The organism is Prosthecobacter sp. (assembly GCF_044378005.1).
In the GTDB taxonomy this organism is placed as follows: Bacteria; Verrucomicrobiota; Verrucomicrobiia; order Verrucomicrobiales; family Verrucomicrobiaceae; genus Prosthecobacter.
Genome location: NZ_JBILYB010000072.1, coordinates 12261 through 29815, shown reverse-complemented (window position 1 = coordinate 29815; position 17555 = coordinate 12261). Strand labels below are relative to the sequence as shown.

Below are 17555 nucleotides of genomic sequence, written 5' to 3'. Positions count from 1 at the left end.
ATCTTCATCACATCGCCGTTGAACCAGACATACTCATTGAGCTCCATCTCCTCCCAGTTTTGCAGGCGGATGTCCGGGTTGTTGGCATCGACACTGCGGAAGTTGTTGTAGCTGTCGCGCACGGCCTGGAGCATCACACGCGGCACCGGCTGGCCTTTCGCGTCGAGAATGTCGAGCTTCGTGTCGGCAGGAGAACCGGCTTGGGCAGCGAGAGTCTCGATGATCCACGTCTGGCCTTTCTTCGCATCGAAAGCGAAGTGGTCGGTGTCGGCGGCTTTCGATTTGGCGAGCATGCCATTCACAGTAACGGGCAATGTAACGACTTGGGCCTTTGCGATCTCGTCGTTGCCTTCGACTTCGCTAACCTGGGCCAATCCACTCACGCGCAGCACCGGCATCGAGCGGAAGCGCAGCGTCTTCGCATCGAGCGGCACATTCATCAGGCTTTCTTTGTCGGGCTTCATCATCACGCCGGCTTTGTCGCCGAGATGATGGCCGATGAGTGTGACTTTCGTGTCCTGACCCACCTGCGCGGCGAGCGGCGACCACGCGGTGACATACGGCAGTGCGCCGATGGTGAGGCGATATGCATGATCGGCGCTGCCATCCATCGTTGTGTTGCTCACGAGCACGATATAATCGCCATCGGCGGGTGCTTTCCACGCGAGGAAAGGATCGCTGCCGCTGTCGAGGCCGCGATTCACGGCAAGGACGGTGCGGTTCGTGTCCATGATCTCCAGCGTGGGCGATTTTGCCGTACTGCCGACCTGTGCGACGGCGAGATCGAGCACGAGTTCCTCGCCCGCCTTTGCGGTAAAACGATACGCGTCGTGCTGGCCGATCTCCGTGAGCGTGCCCCACAGGCTCGCGGGCAATTTGGCGACAACGACTGGTGCAGCTTTGAAATCCGCCGCCTTCGTGACGGTGGGCACGAGTTCATCGGCATACACTTTCAGCTTCGCGGATTCACCGCCGGGGCTTTTGAGCCACACATCATAAGCGCCGCGTGGCACCTCGTTGCTGGCGGTGATCTTCAACCGTGTGCTCGTCGCTTTGATCGAGTTCTTGGCGAGCTGCACTTTGATTCCCGGATGCGAGGCCATCGCAGACATGTCTTCGGTGAAGTTCTTGCCCGCCAGTGTCACGAGCATCTCACCACCGATGTGCGCGGCGCGTGGCGTGGTGCGCGTGAGTTCTGGCTTCGCAACCATCGCTGGCTTGGCGGCGGCTTTTTTAGTTTGGGCTGGCTTCGCGGGTGCCGTCGCGGTTTGGGCGTGGGAGGCTCCGGCCAGAAGGCAGACGAGCAGGCAGGAAAGAAAGCGGTTCATGGTCTGGATGATTACGCCAAGATTCCCAGATTCTAAATGGACGATGCCGCTTTGGATTTGAAGGATTCACAGAGGCTGTCCGTGTCGGGCCGTTGATGGCTGCTTTACCCATGGTGGCGAAGTCTGTGCCAGACTTAATCACCACGTTACGACTGGATTCCTGCGAGCAAGGGTCTGGATGACGCCATCACCTCCTGCCATTTACTTGCGCCACTTCAGGTCAACCATGAGGCCATTCCAGTCATGATCGGCGAGATGAGTGTGTGTGGTGAAACTGCCACCAGCGGCGCTGAGCCTCGCCATCATCCATCCCGTGGTGGAGGTCTTCTTGTCCGCCACATACGATGTCGCAGGCGTGTTCAGGATGTGGATGCCCTCGTGCGCGTTGAAGTCGCGATGATGGATGTGCCCGTGGATGTAGGCTTTCACCTGTGGACGCTTTACGAGTTCCTGCCAGAGAGTCTCTGAGTCTTCCAGCCCACCGGGGAAGTGCAGCGGATCACCACCGAGACGCGGATTGTGGTGGGCAAAGAGCAACGCGGGCTTGTCCGAATGGGCATCGAGCAGCTTCGTCAGCCAGGTCATCTGCGCCTCGCCGATGAGCCCCTGCGTAACCATGGTGGCCTTCAGCGAATCCAGCAGGAAGAGATTCGCTCCAGCGAGCTTCACAACGCCGACATGCTTCGATTCCACGGCGGGCGACTCCGGTTTGTCACTCTTCAGCACTTCATAAAACACCGCCCGATCATCGTGATTGCCCATGGTCAGATGCAGCGGCACACCCGCATCACGCAGAGGTGAGATGAGCTTCGCGAAGTGCTCGTAGTCGCCGCGCTTCCCATCTTTCAAAGCCAGGTCTCCATTGATGATCACCGCCGCAGGCCGCTTCGGCAGGGCCAGTAAATAAGAGATCGTGTTTCGCAGGTTCGTCGGGATCGAGGCACTGGCTGGATGCTGCGCGCCGATGTGAGTGTCGTTGAGGATCGCGATCAAGCTCTCATCCACCTCAGCGGCGATGCTTTCTACATTCGATAAAGCCGCAGCAGCTCCGAGCTGAGTGATGAACTGGCGGCGTGAGGTGAGATGAATCGGCATGGGCTGCTATACGCGCAGGTTCCGTCTCGTATTGCTCCATCATGGACCGCCGAGACTTCCTCAAGACCAGCACTGCCGCCGCGATTGCTACCAGCGTGCGCACCAACGTCAGCGCGGCATCGCGTCAGCCCGATCTCATCAAAGCCGAGAACGCCAAGGCCGGTGCAAGCTTCCAGCTCACGCGCATGATGCCGGACAGTGCGAAGTCCTACCGCACCTCGCTCATCGAAGGCTATTGCTCGCGCCAGTCAGTGAAGGCGGGCGAGAAGCTCGACATCTTCGTCAGCACGAAACCCGTCTCGAAGTTCACCATCGAGATCTTCCGCATGGGCTATTACGATGGCGCAGGTTCACGTTCGATGGCCACGCTCGGACCCTTCGAGGGCAAAGAGCAGCCCGTGCCCGAGATGGGCGACAAACGCCTGCGCGAATGCCAGTGGGAGACCTCCACCACGCTTACGATTCCCGCCGACTGGCCCAGTGGCGTGTATCTTGGACGCCTTTCCACCATACCCGAGGCTGCCGACAAGCCTTACTGGCAGAGCTACGTCATCTTCATCGTCAAAGACGACCGCCCCGCCGACATCCTCTTCCAGTGCAGCGACAACACCTGGCAGGCTTACAACCGCTGGCCTGTGAATGAATCAATGTACACCGATCCGCGTGCCGCTCATGCGCCGGGTGTCAGTTGCAGCTTTGATCGCCCCTATGGCAAGTATGTGCAGATCTTCGACAACCCACAGAGCATGGGCAGTGGCGAGTTTTTGCTTTGGGAATACCCGCTGTGCTACTGGCTGGAGAAGGAAGGCTACGATGTCACCTACTGCTCGAACGTCGATAATCTCGAACCCGCCAATCTCGCGCGTGCCAAAACCATGATCAGCATAGGTCACGACGAATACTGGGATGTGAGACAGTTTCACAACGTTAAGCAGGCCATCGCCGACGGACTCAGCGTGCTCTGGCTCTCTGCCAACGACGTGTACATGGTCACGCCGTTCACCCCGAATGCCAAAGGCGATCCGAATCGCCGCCTCACCCGCGAGACCTGCTTCGGCGAGTTTCGTGAGGAGGAAAAAGAGGCCTACTCGAAGGTACTCGGTCCCTTTGAAAACGCCGGCCCCGACGAGCGCGACATCATCGGTGCACGCACCATCGTGCCCTTCAACGGCGGCGGTGATTGGACCTGTGTGAAGCCGGATCACTGGCTTTTCGAAGGCACCGGCATGAAGAAAGGAGACAGCATCCCCGGCCTCGTCGGCTGGGAATTCCATGGCGATCCCGACACCGCCCGCGCAGGTCTCGAAGTCATCGCCGAAGGCAACGTGTGGGCCAGCGGCGTGCGCCTCGGCAAATACGCCGCCACCGTTTTCGAAGGCCCGAAAAAGAACATCGTCTTCAACGCCACCACCATCTTTTGGAGCCAGGGCTTGAGCGATCCTCCCGGCCACATGGTCCCCTGGAGCCACTATTCGCGGCCGCATGGTCCCGATGAACGCGTGCAGCGCATCACCGCGAATGCATTGAAGCGAGCGATCGGGTGAAACTGGCGGTTTTACCTCCAACGTCGGCCATCCCGAAATCATCCGCCCAATACATTTTCAGCGGTTTTGGTGCGTAAGCCTTGGGTAAGACGTGAGGAAGAGCCGACTGCGCGTTGCCTTCCGGCGTATTCCTCCTACTCTGCCCGCCCCTTCCATGACTGCCACCGCTGCTCCCCTCCCTGTGATGCCCGACAAACACGGCCACTTCGGCCGCTACGGAGGCATGTTTGTGCCGGAAACGCTCATGGCCGCGCTGAATGAACTCTCCGAGGAATACGAGCGCGCCAAAGCGGACCCGATGTTCCAGACGGAGCTGAATCGTCTCCTCCACGAATATGTCGGCCGGCCGACGCCGCTTTATTTTGCCGAGCGCTGGACCGAAAAGCTCGGTGGTGCCCGCATTTACCTGAAGCGTGAAGATTTGCTCCACACCGGCGCTCACAAGATCAACAATGCCCTCGGCCAGGCCCTGCTCGCCCTGCGTCTCGGCAAGCAGCGCATCATCGCCGAAACCGGAGCTGGTCAGCACGGCGTGGCCACAGCGACTGTGTGCGCCCGCTTTGGGCTCGACTGCACGATCTACATGGGTGCCGTGGACATGGCTCGTCAGGCTTTGAATGTGGCCCGCATGAAGTTTCTTGGGGCCAAAGTCGTCGCCGTCACCGCTGGGCAGGCCACTTTGAAAGAAGCCGTCAATGAAGCCATGCGCGACTGGGTGACGAACGTCCGCAGCACGCATTACATCCTCGGCAGCGCGCTCGGTTCGCATCCCTTCCCGATGATGGTGCGCGACTTCCACCGCATCATCGGTGTCGAGGCACGCCAGCAGATTCTCGAACGCGAGGAACGCCTGCCCGACCTGCTCGTCGCCTGTGTCGGCGGCGGCAGCAACTCAATCGGCCTTTTCCATCCTTTCCTCAATGACGCCAACGTTCGCATGATCGGCGTCGAAGCTGGAGGCGACGGCATCGTGCCCGAGCGCCACGCTGCACGTTTCCAAGGCGGACGCCTCGGGGTGCTCCAAGGCACGAAGACCTGGCTGCTCGCCAATGAAGACGGCCAGATCGAGCTCACCCACAGTGTCAGCGCCGGTCTCGACTACGCTGCCATCGGCCCCGAGCACGCCTGGCTGCATGAAATGAACCGCGTCGAGTATCACTACGCCACCGACGACGAAGCGCTGGCTGGCTTCCAGGAGCTGTCACAAATCGAAGGCATCATCCCCGCCCTCGAAAGCAGCCACGCCATCGCCGAAGTGACGAAAGTCGCGCCGAAGATGGGCAAGGATCAAATCATCATCGTGAACCTCTCCGGTCGCGGTGACAAAGACGTGGCCCAAGCCGCGCGGATGATTTTCAAAGAGGAGCTCAAGTTCTAGGTCTGCCTTCACCGACTCAGCTCGATATTATCAATCAACCGCGCTTTCCCGAACCACACCGCTAACGCGATGAGGCTGTGGTTTCGGGCGATGTCGAGGGGCTGGAGCGTTTCTTGATCGACGAGGGCGATGTAGTCCTCGCGACCTAGTCTGGCGTGCTCGGCGAGGTGGGTGCGCATGAGCGAAAGAAGGCGGGAGGTGCCGGTGACTCCGCCAAGCCAGGCTTTACGAGCAGCGACGAGCGCCTGGCGCAGGGCAGGGGACTCGGCGCGCTCTTCAGGGCTGAGGTAGCGGTTGCGTGAACTCATGGCGAGGCCGTCGGGCTCGCGGACGGTCTCGATGCCATGGATGACGACAGGAATGTCTAGATCGCGGACAAGGCGGCGGATGATGGCGAGCTGCTGGTAGTCCTTTTTTCCAAACACGGCTTCATCCGGCTGGACGAGGTTGAAGAGTTTCGCCACGACGGTGCAGACGCCGTCGAAGTGCCCGGGGCGGCTGGCTCCGCAGAGGACGTTCGAGAGACTGGTTTCGAGGATCTTGATGCTGCGGTCGGCGTGATAAACCTCACGCACGGCGGGGGCGAAGATCATGTCGGCTCCGGCGGCTTCACACATGGCCATGTCAGCTTCGAGCGTGCGCGGGTAGCGGTCGAAGTCTTCGTTCGGGCCGAACTGGAGTGGATTCACGAAGATGCTGGCGGCGACTCGGGCGTCTTGGCCAGCGAGTAGGCGAGCTTCGCGCACAAGAGTGGCGTGGCCTTCATGCAATGCGCCCATGGTGGGCACGAAGACGACGTGTCCGGCGGTTTTGCGCCAGGCGCGGAGATCGGAAACGGTTTCGATCAGGGTCATGATTTCAAGTCGCGGGCTTGGAAGAAGGCGGCGCCTAGGATGAAGAGGCTGGCATTCACGGCGGCGATGACGGTGAAGCTGCGGGCGATCACGGGCCAGGGGACGGTGGTCTTCAGCGCGAGCGCCCAGGTGCTGATGTGCTTGGTGAGCAGGAACTGGTCGTAGTTGTCCATGAATCCGGTCTCGCGCACGATGCGGTCGATCAAAAAGTAGCTCAGCGCGCCGATGGTGGCGGCGGCGGGTTTCATGGGCAGGCAGGAAAAGAAGAACGCGATGCTGCTGACGATGGTCATGCTGAAGGAGATGAGCAGCGTGCTGACGAAGAAGCGTTCCAGGCCCTCGCCCCAGGGGTAGAATTCGAGGATGGGTGGATCGAGGACGGCGACGAAGAAGCCACCGCCCCAGCCTTTGAGAATGAGGCCGAGCAGGAAGGAGGTCCAGACGATGAACTGGATCAGCAGAAGTGTGTAACAGGTGCAGCTCAGGTATTTGATGAAGAGCAGTCGCACGCGGCTGATGGGCCGCACGAGCAGGAGCCGGTAGTGGCCGTCTTCGTTTTCCTTCGCCACGATGTCGCCCGCCACGAGCGCGAGGTAGATGGCTCCGAGCAGCAGAACGGAGAGGCCGATGATGATGAAGGCGAGCGTGAGGGCGGAATCATATTGCTCGAAGGCCTGCCCCTGTCGTGCGATGAGCCATGCGAGGCGCTTTTCGCCATTCAGGAACTCGAAGAGCAGCCAGATGACGAGCTCCAGCGCGAGGAAGGCGACGAAGCCAATGTAGGTTCGGCGGCGTGCGAAGAGTTTGAGCAGTTCGCTCTGCCATTGGTGGAAGAAGAGGATCATGCGCCAGTCATTCCGAGGTAAAATTCTTCCAGCGTGGGTTTGTGCGCCTGCCAGGAGTCCACGCGCACACCGGCTTCGACGATCTGGCGGAGCAGTTCATGCCCGACGATGTGCGGTGGCAGATCGATGAGGTTGGTCACGGGATCGATGGTGGCTCCGGCTGTGCGGACCAGTTCACGGGCTTTCGCCATGTCACGCGTTTGTAGATGAAAGGTGCTCTGCTTCCGCTGCTGGGAAGGGACGATACCTTCGTACATCTTGCGGCCTTGTTTCAGGATCACGCAGCGGTCGCACATCTGCTCGACTTCGGCGAGCAGGTGAGAATTCACGAGGATGGTCATGCCATACTCGGCGCGCAGTTTGAGCACGAGCTCGCGGAACTCGCGGATGCCCTCGGGGTCGAGACCGTCGGTGGGTTCATCGAGCAGGAGGCACTTCGGGCGCGGCAGCAGGGCCTGAGCGAGTGCTAGCCGCTGTCTCATGCCGTGGCTGTAGGTTTTGGTCTTGTGATCCGCGCGTTTGTCGAGGTTCACGAGCTTGAGCACGCGCTTCACCTCTGCCTCATCCCACCAGCCGGAGAGGGAACAGAGCACGCGGAGGTTTTGCCAGCCGGTGAGGTAGTCGTAAAAGTGAGCTGCCTCATAGATCGCGCCGATCTGGCTGAGAGCATCGGCGCGATGCGTCTGCACGGAGTGGCCGGAGATGCGCACCTCGCCGCCATCGGGCCGGACCATGCCGAGGGTGATGCCGAGGATGGTGCTCTTGCCAGCGCCGTTGTGGCCGAGCAGGCCGAGGATCTCGCCCTGGCGGACCTCGAAGCTCACGTCATCGAGCGCGAGGCGGTCATTGCGCCAGCGTTTGGTGAGGTGGGAGACTTCGATGAGGGCCATGTGGGGCTGACAGTGCCGTGCGAGTACCTTCCCGCAAGACTTGGGCATAAAAAAGGCGCGCCGGGTGAGAGCGCGCCTTTTTGGAAGTCGGGGGAAAGATTATTTTTTCCGGCGGGTCACGCGGACGCCCATTTTGCTGGCGACGGGGTTCGGGGACTGCTCGCCGTGCATCCAGTAGCTGGCTCCGGGTTCGTCGGTGTTGACCGAGGCGTTGCGATCCAAAAGGCCGGGAGGATCGTTGCTGTTGTCGGAGGTCAGGGCACCGAGGAGGCCGTCAGACTCGATGGTCTTGGGCGGGGCGGGGGTGTCCGAGGCTGGCGGCGGATTGTCCACCTGCACGCGGCGGTAGGACACGCCCATCTTACCGGCAATGGGGGAGGCGTTGTTGGAGGCGTATTTGCGGCCGTCGTTTTCACCCGTGGAGCAGCTAACGAGGGCGGCGGTGGTGATGAGAAGAAGGATGGATTTGATCATGGTGAATGCTGGCAGGTGGGATGGACGGTTGAGAGATGCGGCTCAGGGGAGAATGGCATTCGGGGAATCGACGAAGAAATCTTTCAGTTCGTCTTCCGTGCTGTTCGTGCGGATACCGTCCAGACGACGGCGGCTGCCGCGGTCAGTGCGGGGGCTGTTGGCGGTGCGCTCGATGAGGTCGGTGATGACCGGGGCTGCCACGACGGCGCTGGCGGCTAGGAGGGTGAGGGAGATGATGTTCGATGAGCTGCGGCTCATGCCACGGCCAAACAAGATGCCCAGAGCGCAGCCAGCGGCGGCGGGGGCGATGATGTTGGCGTAAGTTTCGTAGCGACTTTCGGCGGTGGTTTCAGGAGGCATGACGAGGAAACGATAGCAGATCCGCACATTCTCCAAAGTGGAATTTGCCCCTGTGCACGAAAGCTTCCATGATCAGAAGTAATGACCCCCGAGACGAACTCCCGATATGCACTCATCCTCGCTGGCGGCAGCGGCCAACGATTCTGGCCCATCAGCCGCGATGCACTGCCGAAGCAACTGCTCAAGCTTTTTGGCGACAAGACCCTGCTGGAGATGACCGTGGAGCGTCTCGAAGGGCTCGTGCCGAAGGAGAACATCCTCATTTTGACCAACAAGCAGCAGGAGGCCGGTGTGCGGGCGCTGCTGCCCTACCTGCCAAAGGAAAACATCGTGGCCGAACCCGAGAAGCGCGACACGGCACCAGCCATCGCTCTGGCTGTCGGCTGGGTGGTGGCGCGTGATCCCAATGCCACGATGATGGTGCTGCCAGCGGATCATTTGATCCAAAACAGGGCCGAGTTTCAGCGCGTGCTCACTACCGCGATGCAGGCTGCCGAGGCGGGGAATGCGCTGGTCACTGTGGGCATCAAGCCGACCTGGCCCTGCCCGAGCTACGGCTACGTGGAGCGCGGCCGCCGCGCCTCGTTGCCGGGTGTGGAGGGCAATGGCATCTATGAGGTGGTGCGCTTCCGTGAGAAGCCAAACCCGGACCTCGCTGAGCACTTCATCAGCCAGGGCACCTTCACCTGGAATGCTGGCATGTTCATCTGGACGATCCCCGCCATTTTCAGCGAGTTGAGCCGCCACTGCCCGGCGCTGGCGGACTTTGTTTCCGAACTGCGTGGGTCGAAGGACTTTACCGCCACAGTGAGCAAGCAGTTCTCCAAGCTGCCGAAGCTGAGCATCGATTACGCGCTGATGGAGCGAGCCTCCCGCGTGCTGAATGTGGAGGCGACCTTTGACTGGGATGACGTGGGGAACTGGACCAGCGTGGGCCGTTACCTGAAAAACGACGACGACGGCAATCAATACAACTGCGTGCTCTCCCAGATCGGCGCGGCGAACAATCTCGTCTTCACGCAGACTGGCCAGCATGTGGCGCTGCTCGGCGTACAGGATCTCATCGTCGTCTCTGCCGGAGATGCCCTGCTCATCACCAGCCGGGCTCACGCGGAGAACATCAAGAAACTCGCGGATCAACTGCCGAAGGAACTGAAGTGAACGGCAGGCCCAATTCATGCCCCGCATCCTCGCCATCGACCACGGCACTGTGCGCATCGGACTCGCGCTGAGCGACGAGATGGAGCTCGTGGCCAGCCCTTTTAAAACGATCGACTCCCGACCGGGAGCCGAGCACGAGATCGTCCAGATCGTGAAGCAGAAGAAGATCGGTAAAGTCGTGATCGGCATGCCATTTCACATGAATGGTCAGAAGGGCGATGCCGCCGGACGCGTGGAGAAATTCGCCAGCCTGCTGGGCAAGGCCCTGGATCACGAAGTGCCCATCGAGTTCGTCGATGAACGGCTCTCCTCCGTCGAAGCCGAAGCCTCGCTTTCTCGCGCAGGCATCACGGGCAAGCACGAGCGGAATCAGCTCGTCGATCAGCTCGCCGCCGTGGTCATTTTACAGGAATACCTCAACCAACAGCGCGGCCCCGAAGGCTACCTGCTCCCCGACAGCGCATTTGAAATGGAATGGACCGATGAGCCCAAGCGACGTCGAAAGTAAGCTCGGTCTGAATCGAGGTGCCGCTCCGGGCTTCAAGCGCCTGCGTCTCACCGTGGCGTATTGCGGCACGCCCTGGCGTGGCTGGCAGAGCCAGGAGGGCGGTGGCGCCATCCAGGACGAACTGAATGCCGCCTTTCTCAAAGCCATCCGCGCCGTCACCAGCGTGCAGGGCAGTGGCCGAACTGATGCTGGGGTGCATGCGCTCGGCCAAGTCGCCCACTGCGATGTGCCGGAGTCCCTGCGCCTGAGCCCAGAATCCTGGATCAGCGCGCTGAATGCCTGCCTGCCACTCACCATCCGCATCACCGAGGTGAGCTTTCCCGAGCCGACCTTTCATTCGCGCTTCGATGCCGTGGGCAAGATCTACCGCTACCGCCTCTGGAAGCAGCCCATGCTTTCCCCCTTTGAGGCCGACCGCGCCTGGCATGTCTATGGGAAGCTTGACATGGATCTCCTCCGCGACTGCACGCAAATGCTCGTGGGTACGCACAACTTCGTCCGCCTCTCCGCCAATCGTGGGGATATGCCCGAGACACTCCGCCGCTCTCTGCCACACAAGACCACGCGCACCATCCATCGCGCTGAAGTCACGGAGAAAGACGGCGTCATCGAGCTCGAGTTCGAGGGGAATGGCTTCCTCTACAAAATGGTACGTATGATCACCGGCACCCTCGTCCACGTCGCGCGCGGACGCGCCACACGGGACTGGTTTGCCGATGTGCTGAGCAATCCTCAAGATCCGCAGAGCAACCAAACCGCGCCCTCCTGCGGCCTTTACCTCGTCCGCGTGCTCTACCCGGAGCCCGCCGCCGCCTTTGACACCCCGCCGCTCCTGCGGTAAAGCCCGCGCCTCATGTCTGAAAAGCGTCAATTCTTCGGCACCGACGGCGTCCGCGCTGTGGCCAATCGTCATCCCATGTCCCCCGAGTTCGTCATGCGTCTCGGTCAGGCCGCTGCCGCCGTGCTCGGCGGGCAGAGTGAGGGCGGTGAACGCCCGCGCTGCATCATCGGCCGCGATACCCGCGCCTCGGGCGAAATGCTGGAAGCCGCGCTCATCGCCGGGCTGAATTCCTGCGGAGTCGATGTCGTGCTCGCCGGCATGGTCCCCACGCCCACCGTCGCCATGCTTGCCGCTCAGACCGGTGCCAACTTCGGCGTCATCGTCAGCGCCTCGCACAATCCTTTCCAGGACAACGGCATCAAGTTCGTGCACGGCAATGGCCGCAAGCTCAACGACAAGACCGAGATCGCCATCGAGAAGATCGTGCTCGGCGAAACCGCCGAATCTCCGCGCCCCGAAGGCCGTGGTATCGGCCGCGTCAGCCGCATGAGCGATGCCGTGGATCGCTACGTGGCGCACGCCGTTGCCAGCATGGGCGGTGTCCGCTTGGATGGCATGAGAGTCGCGCTCGACAATGCCCACGGCGCTTCCTCCTTCACCAGCGCCGCCGCTCTGGAGCAGCTCGGCGCAGACGTGCAGGTCTTTCACAGCGAGCCCGATGGTTTTAACATCAATGAAGAGTGCGGCTGCACGCACAGCGAGGAGCTGGAGCGTCTCGTCCGTCAAAGCCAAGCGCTGGCAGGCATCGCGCACGATGGCGACGCCGACCGCATCGCGCTTTGCGATGAAGAAGCCATCGCGCTGGATGGTGACGAACTCATGGCCATCGCTGCTGAAGCCATGCTGCGCAAAGGCACCCTGAAGCACAACACCGTGGCCGTCACGATCATGAGCAACTACGGGCTCGATGACCTCGTCTCACGTCTTGGCGGTCGTGTCCTGCGCACGAACGTCGGTGATCGCTACGTCCTCGAAGAGATGCACGCCCGTGGCCTGAACTTCGGTGGCGAGCAGAGCGGACACATCATCTTTGGCGACTGGGCCACCACGGGCGACGGCCTCATCGCCGGGCTGCAAGTGCTGCGCATCATGAAGGAAACCGGCGAGCCACTCAGCCAGCTCCGCAAGTGCCTGAAAAAATTCCCACAGGCCGCCCGCAATCTCCGCGTGCGCTCGAAGCCGCCCGTTTCCGAACTCAAAGACGCCGACAAGATCATCAAGGAAACCGAGAAGAAGCTCGGCGACTACGGCCGCGTCCTCCTCCGCTATTCTGGCACCGAGTCCCTCATCCGCCTCCTCATCGAGGGCCGTGATGTCGAATACCTCGAAGCCCAGGCGGACAAGATCTCCTCCGCGATCCTCGCGCAGATCGGATAACAAAACGCACGATCCAGTCTAGCCGGATCGTGCGTCTTTATATCCCTCAGAGGGTGGATCACGCGATCAGCGCCTTCAGCTCATCGAGCGCCTGCTTCGTGCGGGCGATGCCTTCCATCTCGCTGTGCTTGTCGCCTTCGTATTCGATGCCGATATAGCCGTTGTAGCCGGCCTTCACGACGATGTCGATGAGGCGCTGGAAATCGAGGGTCATCTCGCGGCCTTCGCGGCGGTCTTCGGTGTAGAATTTTCCTGCGCCGGTGTCCCAGTCGTAGGCTTTGGCGCTCATGCCTTTTTTCACCCAAGGCATGAACTCACGCAGGCCTTTGTAGGGGTTGTAGAGTTCGCCCTTGTTGCGGTCGGTGTAGAAGTTGCCGAAGTCGGGCAGGATGCCCACGCGCTCGTGATCGGCGGCCTTCATGACGCCGGTGAGCCAGAGGCCGTTGCTGGAGAGGCCGCCGTGGTTTTCGACCACGACGAAGAGCTTGCGCTTGTCTGCCTCGACACAAAGACGGTGCAGGCCGTCGGCGGCGAGCTTCATCTGCTCTTCGAAGCTGAGCTTCGCATCGCTGGCGGCATTCACGCGGATGCTGTGGCAGCCGAGGGTAGCAGCGGCATCCAGCCACTTGAGGTGGTTTTCGATGGTCTTCGCACGCTTGGCTTCATCGGGATCACCGAGGTTGCCCTCGCGGTCGCACATGATGAGGAGTCCGGTGACGCCTTCGCCTTCCTGGCGTGTTTTCATCTCGCCGAGGTAGGCGGCGTCAGTGGCTTTATCGAAGAACATCTGGTTCACATACTCCACGCCGTCGATGCCGAAGCTGCGGGCGGTTTTGGCGAAGTCGAGGTGGTCCAGCGGCTCCGCACCTTCGCGCTTGAACATGCGCTTGTTCAGCGACCATTCGGCGAGGGAGATTTTGAAGGGTTCTTTTTTCTCAGCACGGACGGGAGCGGCGACGGTGGCGGCCAGTGCAGAGCCGGCGAGCTGGAGGAAATGGCGGCGTGAGGTGATTTTCATCATGGGGAGCACACTTTGCCACGGGAGACAGTGGGGGTGCAAGCCCGCAGCAGGATTTGCGCTGGTATGAACAGCACCTGTGTGGCATTCTCGGCCCCATGCGTCGGCCTGTTCTGGTTCTGATCCTCTGCCTCCTGGCCGGTTTGCTGGCCTGGTGGGAGTTGCGTCATGTCGATGGGGCTGAAGAACTGTCCGCAGCGGACAAGTCGGCACCCGCATTGCCGGCGAATTCTGAAACAATCGAGAAGGCACCGGGAAAGGTACTGCCGATGGAATCGACGCAGACGGCCGCGAATACTCCTCCACCCGCCATACCACCGCCCGCAGCGGCAGGTGATGACAAGACCGGCCCGCGCTTCAAGCGCGCCTACATGCTGAGTTTGGACAAAGGCGCACTGACCTTCATGGAGGCGCAGGATATCGAGGGCGACTTCGCCCCGAAGCGCCGAAAGCCTGAGGAGTGGTCCGGGATGCTGCGCTGCCGGTTGCTTTCAGAAACCAATGCCGTCCTGGCCGAGGAACTGCTGCCTGCGCCAGATCACCTCTGTGCCGTGATTGATCCCAAGTCCGGCAGCGACAAGCCCGTGCAATACACCGCTGCGGGCCCGGTCGTCTTTCAAGTGCGTCTTCCCCGAGTGAAGGGCGCGACCCGTCTCGACATCATCCGAATCATCCAACCTGGTAATCCGCCACTCGAAGGTCTTCTTGGTTCCATTCCCCTGCCACGCTCATGAAAACGTTTCTGCTTCTCAGCCTGCTCTCGCTTTTCGCCATCCCGACGCTCCGAGCCCAGACCTCCACCCTGGCGACTGTGGAGGAAAATGGCACCCGTGGCACGCGGCTGAATCTTGTCTTCCTCTCCGAAGGCTACACGAGCGCTCAGATGGGCACTTTTGCCAATGACGTGGATGCTGCTGTGGACTTCCTCTTCACTCGGGAACCCTGGGTGCGCTACCGCTCCTACTGCAATATCTACCGCATCGAGGTCGCCTCCAACCAATCAGGCACCGATAATGGTACAGGCGGAGGATCTCGTGACACCTATTTTCAAACTGGCTTCAACACGCCCGGCATCCCTCAGCTCAATACCTTGGCAGGCTCCGGTAGCAGTCGTGCCTTTAGCCTGCTGAACACCCATGTTCCGGAGTACGACATCCCGATCATCTTGATCAATGACCCCAAATATGGTGGCAGTGGTGGCCCGATTGCCCTGACGACGACGGACCCAAGCAGCGCTGGCATCCTCGAACACGAGCTGGGCCACTCCTTTGCCAAACTCACGGATGAATATGATGAGGAATACCCCGGCTATCCGAACACGGAGTATCCCAATGCCACCGCCAAGACCGTGCTCGATCAGATCCGCTGGAAGGTGTGGATTGAGTCCGGCACGCCGGTTCCCAGGACGCCCGAATTCGATCCGCTATATACTGACAAAGTCGGTCACTTCGAAGGTGCCAACTATCATAGGAGTGGCTGGTTCCGTCCCCATGATGCTGCCCTCATGCGCTTCCTCAATACCCCGCCGGGCAGTGTCACGCGCGAGGCCATCCTGCTGACTATTTACGGACGGGTTTCCCCTGCTGCTGATCACCAGATGCATACGACACCGCGTCTCTCGTATCTCCTGCCGCCCGAGTCTCTAAAGCAAACCGTCACCGCCCAGGTGCAGCTGAATTTTTCCCTGCCGCTCTCGCCCTCCACCGGCCCTGGGCACACGTATCAATGGTTTGTCGATGGTCAGGTGCAGGCCGGCACCAGCAGCACGTTCGACATCGAAAGTACGGTCCTCGGCAACGGCATCCACACAGTGAAAGCCATCGTCAGCGATCAGACGGATTGGGTGCGGCGTGACCCCACCGGCCTCATCACAGATGAGGTCATTTGGACGCTGACTTTGAGCAATCAAACCGGCCCCAACTTCCTCGCCGACCCTCTGACCGATGTCCGCGTCGTGCGAGAGTTCAGCGATCTGAGGCTTGATGCCGAATCCTCGGGTTCTGGTCCGGTGACCTACGAGTGGATGAAGGCAGGCAAGGTCTTCACCCCCACAGATGTCTCCTCCCACGTCATCGATCCTGTGACGATGGCAGACGCCGGCCTTTACACCGTGAAGATCACCAGCGGCGGCATCACGAACACGCACAATGTCACCCTCTCCGTCTTCACCCCCACCATGCCGCGCGTCGTCGTCGGCAAAGGCAAGACCGCCACGCTGACCTTCACCTCCTCCGCCGGCCTGCCGCCCGTGGCCTGGAGCTTCAATGGTAACCCGATCTCCAACAACAGCCACTACGCGGGTGCTACCACGAAGTCGCTCCAGGTCAAACTCGTCGATCTCTCGGACAGCGGCCGCTACTACTTCACGGCCGGAGATTCCGATCCAGGCTACATCGACCTCCTCGTCGTCACCACCAAGCCGGACTACGCTGGCGTGGATCTCACGCTCGACACCGGCATCGTCGGCGGACTTTACGACGAGCAGTTTCCGCTTCCCCCCATCTCCTTTCAGATGCCAAACTCCTTCGCCGGCACCATGCCGAAAGGTTTAAAAATGGACCCGAAGACGGGTCGCATCACCGGCATCCCCACCGTGGCCTCGAAGAATCAAATCCTCGGTGACGAGATCACCTTCACCGTTGGCAATGAGTTTGGCAAAGTGACGCTGAAGACGCGCCTCCTCATCAAAGCCCTGCCCGCTGGCTTTGCGGGCGTCTTCAGCGGCCCTGTCTGGAGCGATAACAACCTCGGCCGCGACACTGGCGGGCGTATCGACCTCACCATCCAGAGCAGCGGCAGCTACAGCGGCAAGACCATCGTCGGCGCAGACACCCTGTCCTTTAGCGGCACGCTCATGCTCAGCGGCCCCGGTGCCACCACCGCCACCGGCGAGTTCAGCGTCACGCCGAAGGGTGAGCTGCCCGCGCAGATCTTCCTCACCCTCGATGACGGCGGCGATGGTGATCCCCTCACCGCCACCCTCACGGCCACGGCCAGTGGCATCCCGGCCTTCACGGCGTGGCGGAACAAATGGCTCGCACCCGAGGCCGTGGATACCTTCCAAGGCTACCACACCTTCGCTTTCGGAGCCCCTTTTGAGGAAGGCGCGCCGAAGGGGCACGGCTTTGGCTCCGTGACCATCGACGCCACCGGGAAGGCCACCGTCGCGGGCCGCCTCGCGGATGGAGAGACCTTCGGCACCGTCTCCCATGTCGGCCCAAACGGCACTGTGCTCATCTACCAGACCCTTTACACCACGACGGAGAAAGGCAGCGTGCTCGGCACCCTCGACATCGATCCCGGAGCGCCCGCCTTCTTCTCCACCAGCAGCAGCGTCCGCTGGCTGCGCCCTGCCTCCACAGCCCGTACTTATAAAGACGGCTTCGGCCCCCTGGAGATCGGTACCTTAGGCAGCGCCTACACCCCGCCTGGCACCGGCCAGCTCATCATGGGCCTGTCCGCCGCTACGGGTGATCCTCTGAAAAATGCTCTGCTCGAATTTGCCCCGATCCTCGGCGCAGACCCCGTGGCCGTTCATGCTAATGTCACTCTCGAGGTCAAAGCCGGCGGCGCTACCAAAGTCAACGCGCCCAACCCCGAGCTCGTCACCTTCACCGTCACTCCCAAAGATGGCCGCTTCAAAGGCACCTACACGACGAAAGACAACGACCCCCGCTCCACCGCCCCCGTCCCACCTGTGATCACCCGAAAGGTCGAATTCCAGGGCATCATCTTCACCGATGATGGCACGCAGTATGGCTACGGCTTCTTCCTCCGCGAGGCCTTGCCGAAGGTCGATGGCTCCACGACACCGACCACCAGCCCAAAAGACTCCGGCTGGGTGCTTCTCAGGAATTCCAACTTGTGAGGTGGCACTTGTCA

15 protein-coding genes and 1 pseudogene are annotated in these 17555 nt (G+C 61.1%); 8 read left to right on the top strand and 8 right to left on the bottom strand.

Annotated elements, in window-relative coordinates; translation table 11 throughout:
* Positions 1 to 1328: pseudogene (locus tag AC6FTP_RS14775) on the bottom strand (c-type cytochrome domain-containing protein); the annotation flags it as partial.
* A 201-nt stretch (positions 1329 to 1529) separates the two neighbouring features.
* Entirely contained in the window at positions 1530 to 2423 is an 894-nt protein-coding gene (locus AC6FTP_RS14770; RefSeq protein ID WP_497207689.1) for a metallophosphoesterase, read from the bottom strand.
* Positions 2424 to 2464: 41 nt separating this feature from the next.
* On the opposite strand from AC6FTP_RS14770, the gene AC6FTP_RS14765 reads away from it, so the two are divergent.
* Both AC6FTP_RS14765 and trpB read left to right on the top strand, forming a co-directional pair.
* Positions 2465 to 3967 (top strand): N,N-dimethylformamidase beta subunit family domain-containing protein, encoded by a 1503-nt coding sequence (locus tag AC6FTP_RS14765; protein WP_497207688.1) that lies wholly within the window; start codon positions 2465 to 2467, stop codon positions 3965 to 3967.
* 154 nt (positions 3968 to 4121) lie between these two features.
* Positions 4122 to 5345, top strand: a complete 1224-nt coding sequence (trpB, locus tag AC6FTP_RS14760) for a tryptophan synthase subunit beta (protein WP_497207687.1) — start codon at positions 4122 to 4124, stop codon at positions 5343 to 5345.
* Between the two features lie 8 nt (positions 5346 to 5353).
* On the opposite strand, the gene panC is transcribed toward trpB, so the two are convergent.
* The 5 genes from panC to AC6FTP_RS14735 form a co-directional block, all read right to left on the bottom strand.
* A complete protein-coding gene (gene panC, locus AC6FTP_RS14755; protein WP_497207686.1) occupies positions 5354 to 6199 on the bottom strand; it encodes a pantoate--beta-alanine ligase in 846 nt (281 codons plus the stop codon).
* Positions 6196 to 7044: an ABC transporter permease gene (locus tag AC6FTP_RS14750; protein ID WP_497207685.1), complete on the bottom strand. Its 849-nt coding sequence runs from the start codon at positions 7042 to 7044 to the stop codon at positions 6196 to 6198. The genes panC and AC6FTP_RS14750 overlap by 4 nt, the downstream gene beginning before the upstream one ends.
* On the bottom strand, positions 7041 to 7934 hold the full coding sequence (locus AC6FTP_RS14745) for an ABC transporter ATP-binding protein (RefSeq protein ID WP_497207684.1): 894 nt from the start codon (positions 7932 to 7934) through the stop codon (positions 7041 to 7043). The genes AC6FTP_RS14750 and AC6FTP_RS14745 overlap by 4 nt, the downstream gene beginning before the upstream one ends.
* Positions 7935 to 8033: 99 nt before the next feature.
* Positions 8034 to 8408: a hypothetical protein gene (locus AC6FTP_RS14740; RefSeq protein ID WP_497207683.1), complete on the bottom strand. Its 375-nt coding sequence runs from the start codon at positions 8406 to 8408 to the stop codon at positions 8034 to 8036.
* A gap of 42 nt (positions 8409 to 8450) precedes the next feature.
* Positions 8451 to 8768 (bottom strand): hypothetical protein, encoded by a 318-nt coding sequence (locus AC6FTP_RS14735; protein WP_497207682.1) that lies wholly within the window; start codon positions 8766 to 8768, stop codon positions 8451 to 8453.
* A gap of 81 nt (positions 8769 to 8849) precedes the next feature.
* Between AC6FTP_RS14735 and AC6FTP_RS14730 the strand changes: the two genes are divergently transcribed.
* The 4 genes from AC6FTP_RS14730 to glmM are packed head-to-tail and all read left to right on the top strand — an operon-like array spanning position 8850 to position 12655.
* Entirely contained in the window at positions 8850 to 9929 is a 1080-nt protein-coding gene (locus AC6FTP_RS14730; protein WP_497207681.1) for a mannose-1-phosphate guanylyltransferase, read from the top strand.
* A gap of 16 nt (positions 9930 to 9945) precedes the next feature.
* Complete coding sequence (gene ruvX / locus AC6FTP_RS14725) at positions 9946 to 10437, top strand: Holliday junction resolvase RuvX (RefSeq protein WP_497207680.1); 492 nt, start codon at positions 9946 to 9948, stop codon at positions 10435 to 10437.
* Entirely contained in the window at positions 10412 to 11278 is an 867-nt protein-coding gene (gene truA / locus AC6FTP_RS14720; protein WP_497207679.1) for a tRNA pseudouridine(38-40) synthase TruA, read from the top strand. The genes ruvX and truA overlap by 26 nt, the downstream gene beginning before the upstream one ends.
* 12 nt (positions 11279 to 11290) lie before the next feature.
* Positions 11291 to 12655 (top strand): phosphoglucosamine mutase, encoded by a 1365-nt coding sequence (gene glmM / locus AC6FTP_RS14715; protein ID WP_497207678.1) that lies wholly within the window; start codon positions 11291 to 11293, stop codon positions 12653 to 12655.
* A gap of 58 nt (positions 12656 to 12713) precedes the next feature.
* Here the strand turns inward: glmM and AC6FTP_RS14710 are convergent, their stop codons facing one another.
* Positions 12714 to 13676, bottom strand: coding sequence for a sugar phosphate isomerase/epimerase family protein (locus AC6FTP_RS14710; RefSeq protein WP_497207677.1), 963 nt, complete (start codon positions 13674 to 13676; stop codon positions 12714 to 12716).
* Between the two features lie 95 nt (positions 13677 to 13771).
* Between AC6FTP_RS14710 and AC6FTP_RS14705 the strand changes: the two genes are divergently transcribed.
* Both AC6FTP_RS14705 and AC6FTP_RS14700 read left to right on the top strand, forming a co-directional pair.
* The gene (locus tag AC6FTP_RS14705; RefSeq protein WP_497207676.1) at positions 13772 to 14407 is read left to right on the top strand and encodes a hypothetical protein; all 636 of its coding nucleotides are present in this window, start codon (positions 13772 to 13774) and stop codon (positions 14405 to 14407) included.
* Positions 14404 to 17541 carry a M64 family metallopeptidase gene (locus tag AC6FTP_RS14700; RefSeq protein ID WP_497207675.1) on the top strand — a complete coding sequence of 1046 codons (3138 nt, stop codon included), beginning with the start codon at positions 14404 to 14406 and terminating at the stop codon, positions 17539 to 17541. The genes AC6FTP_RS14705 and AC6FTP_RS14700 overlap by 4 nt, the downstream gene beginning before the upstream one ends.
* The last annotated feature ends 14 nt before the right edge of the window (positions 17542 to 17555 follow it).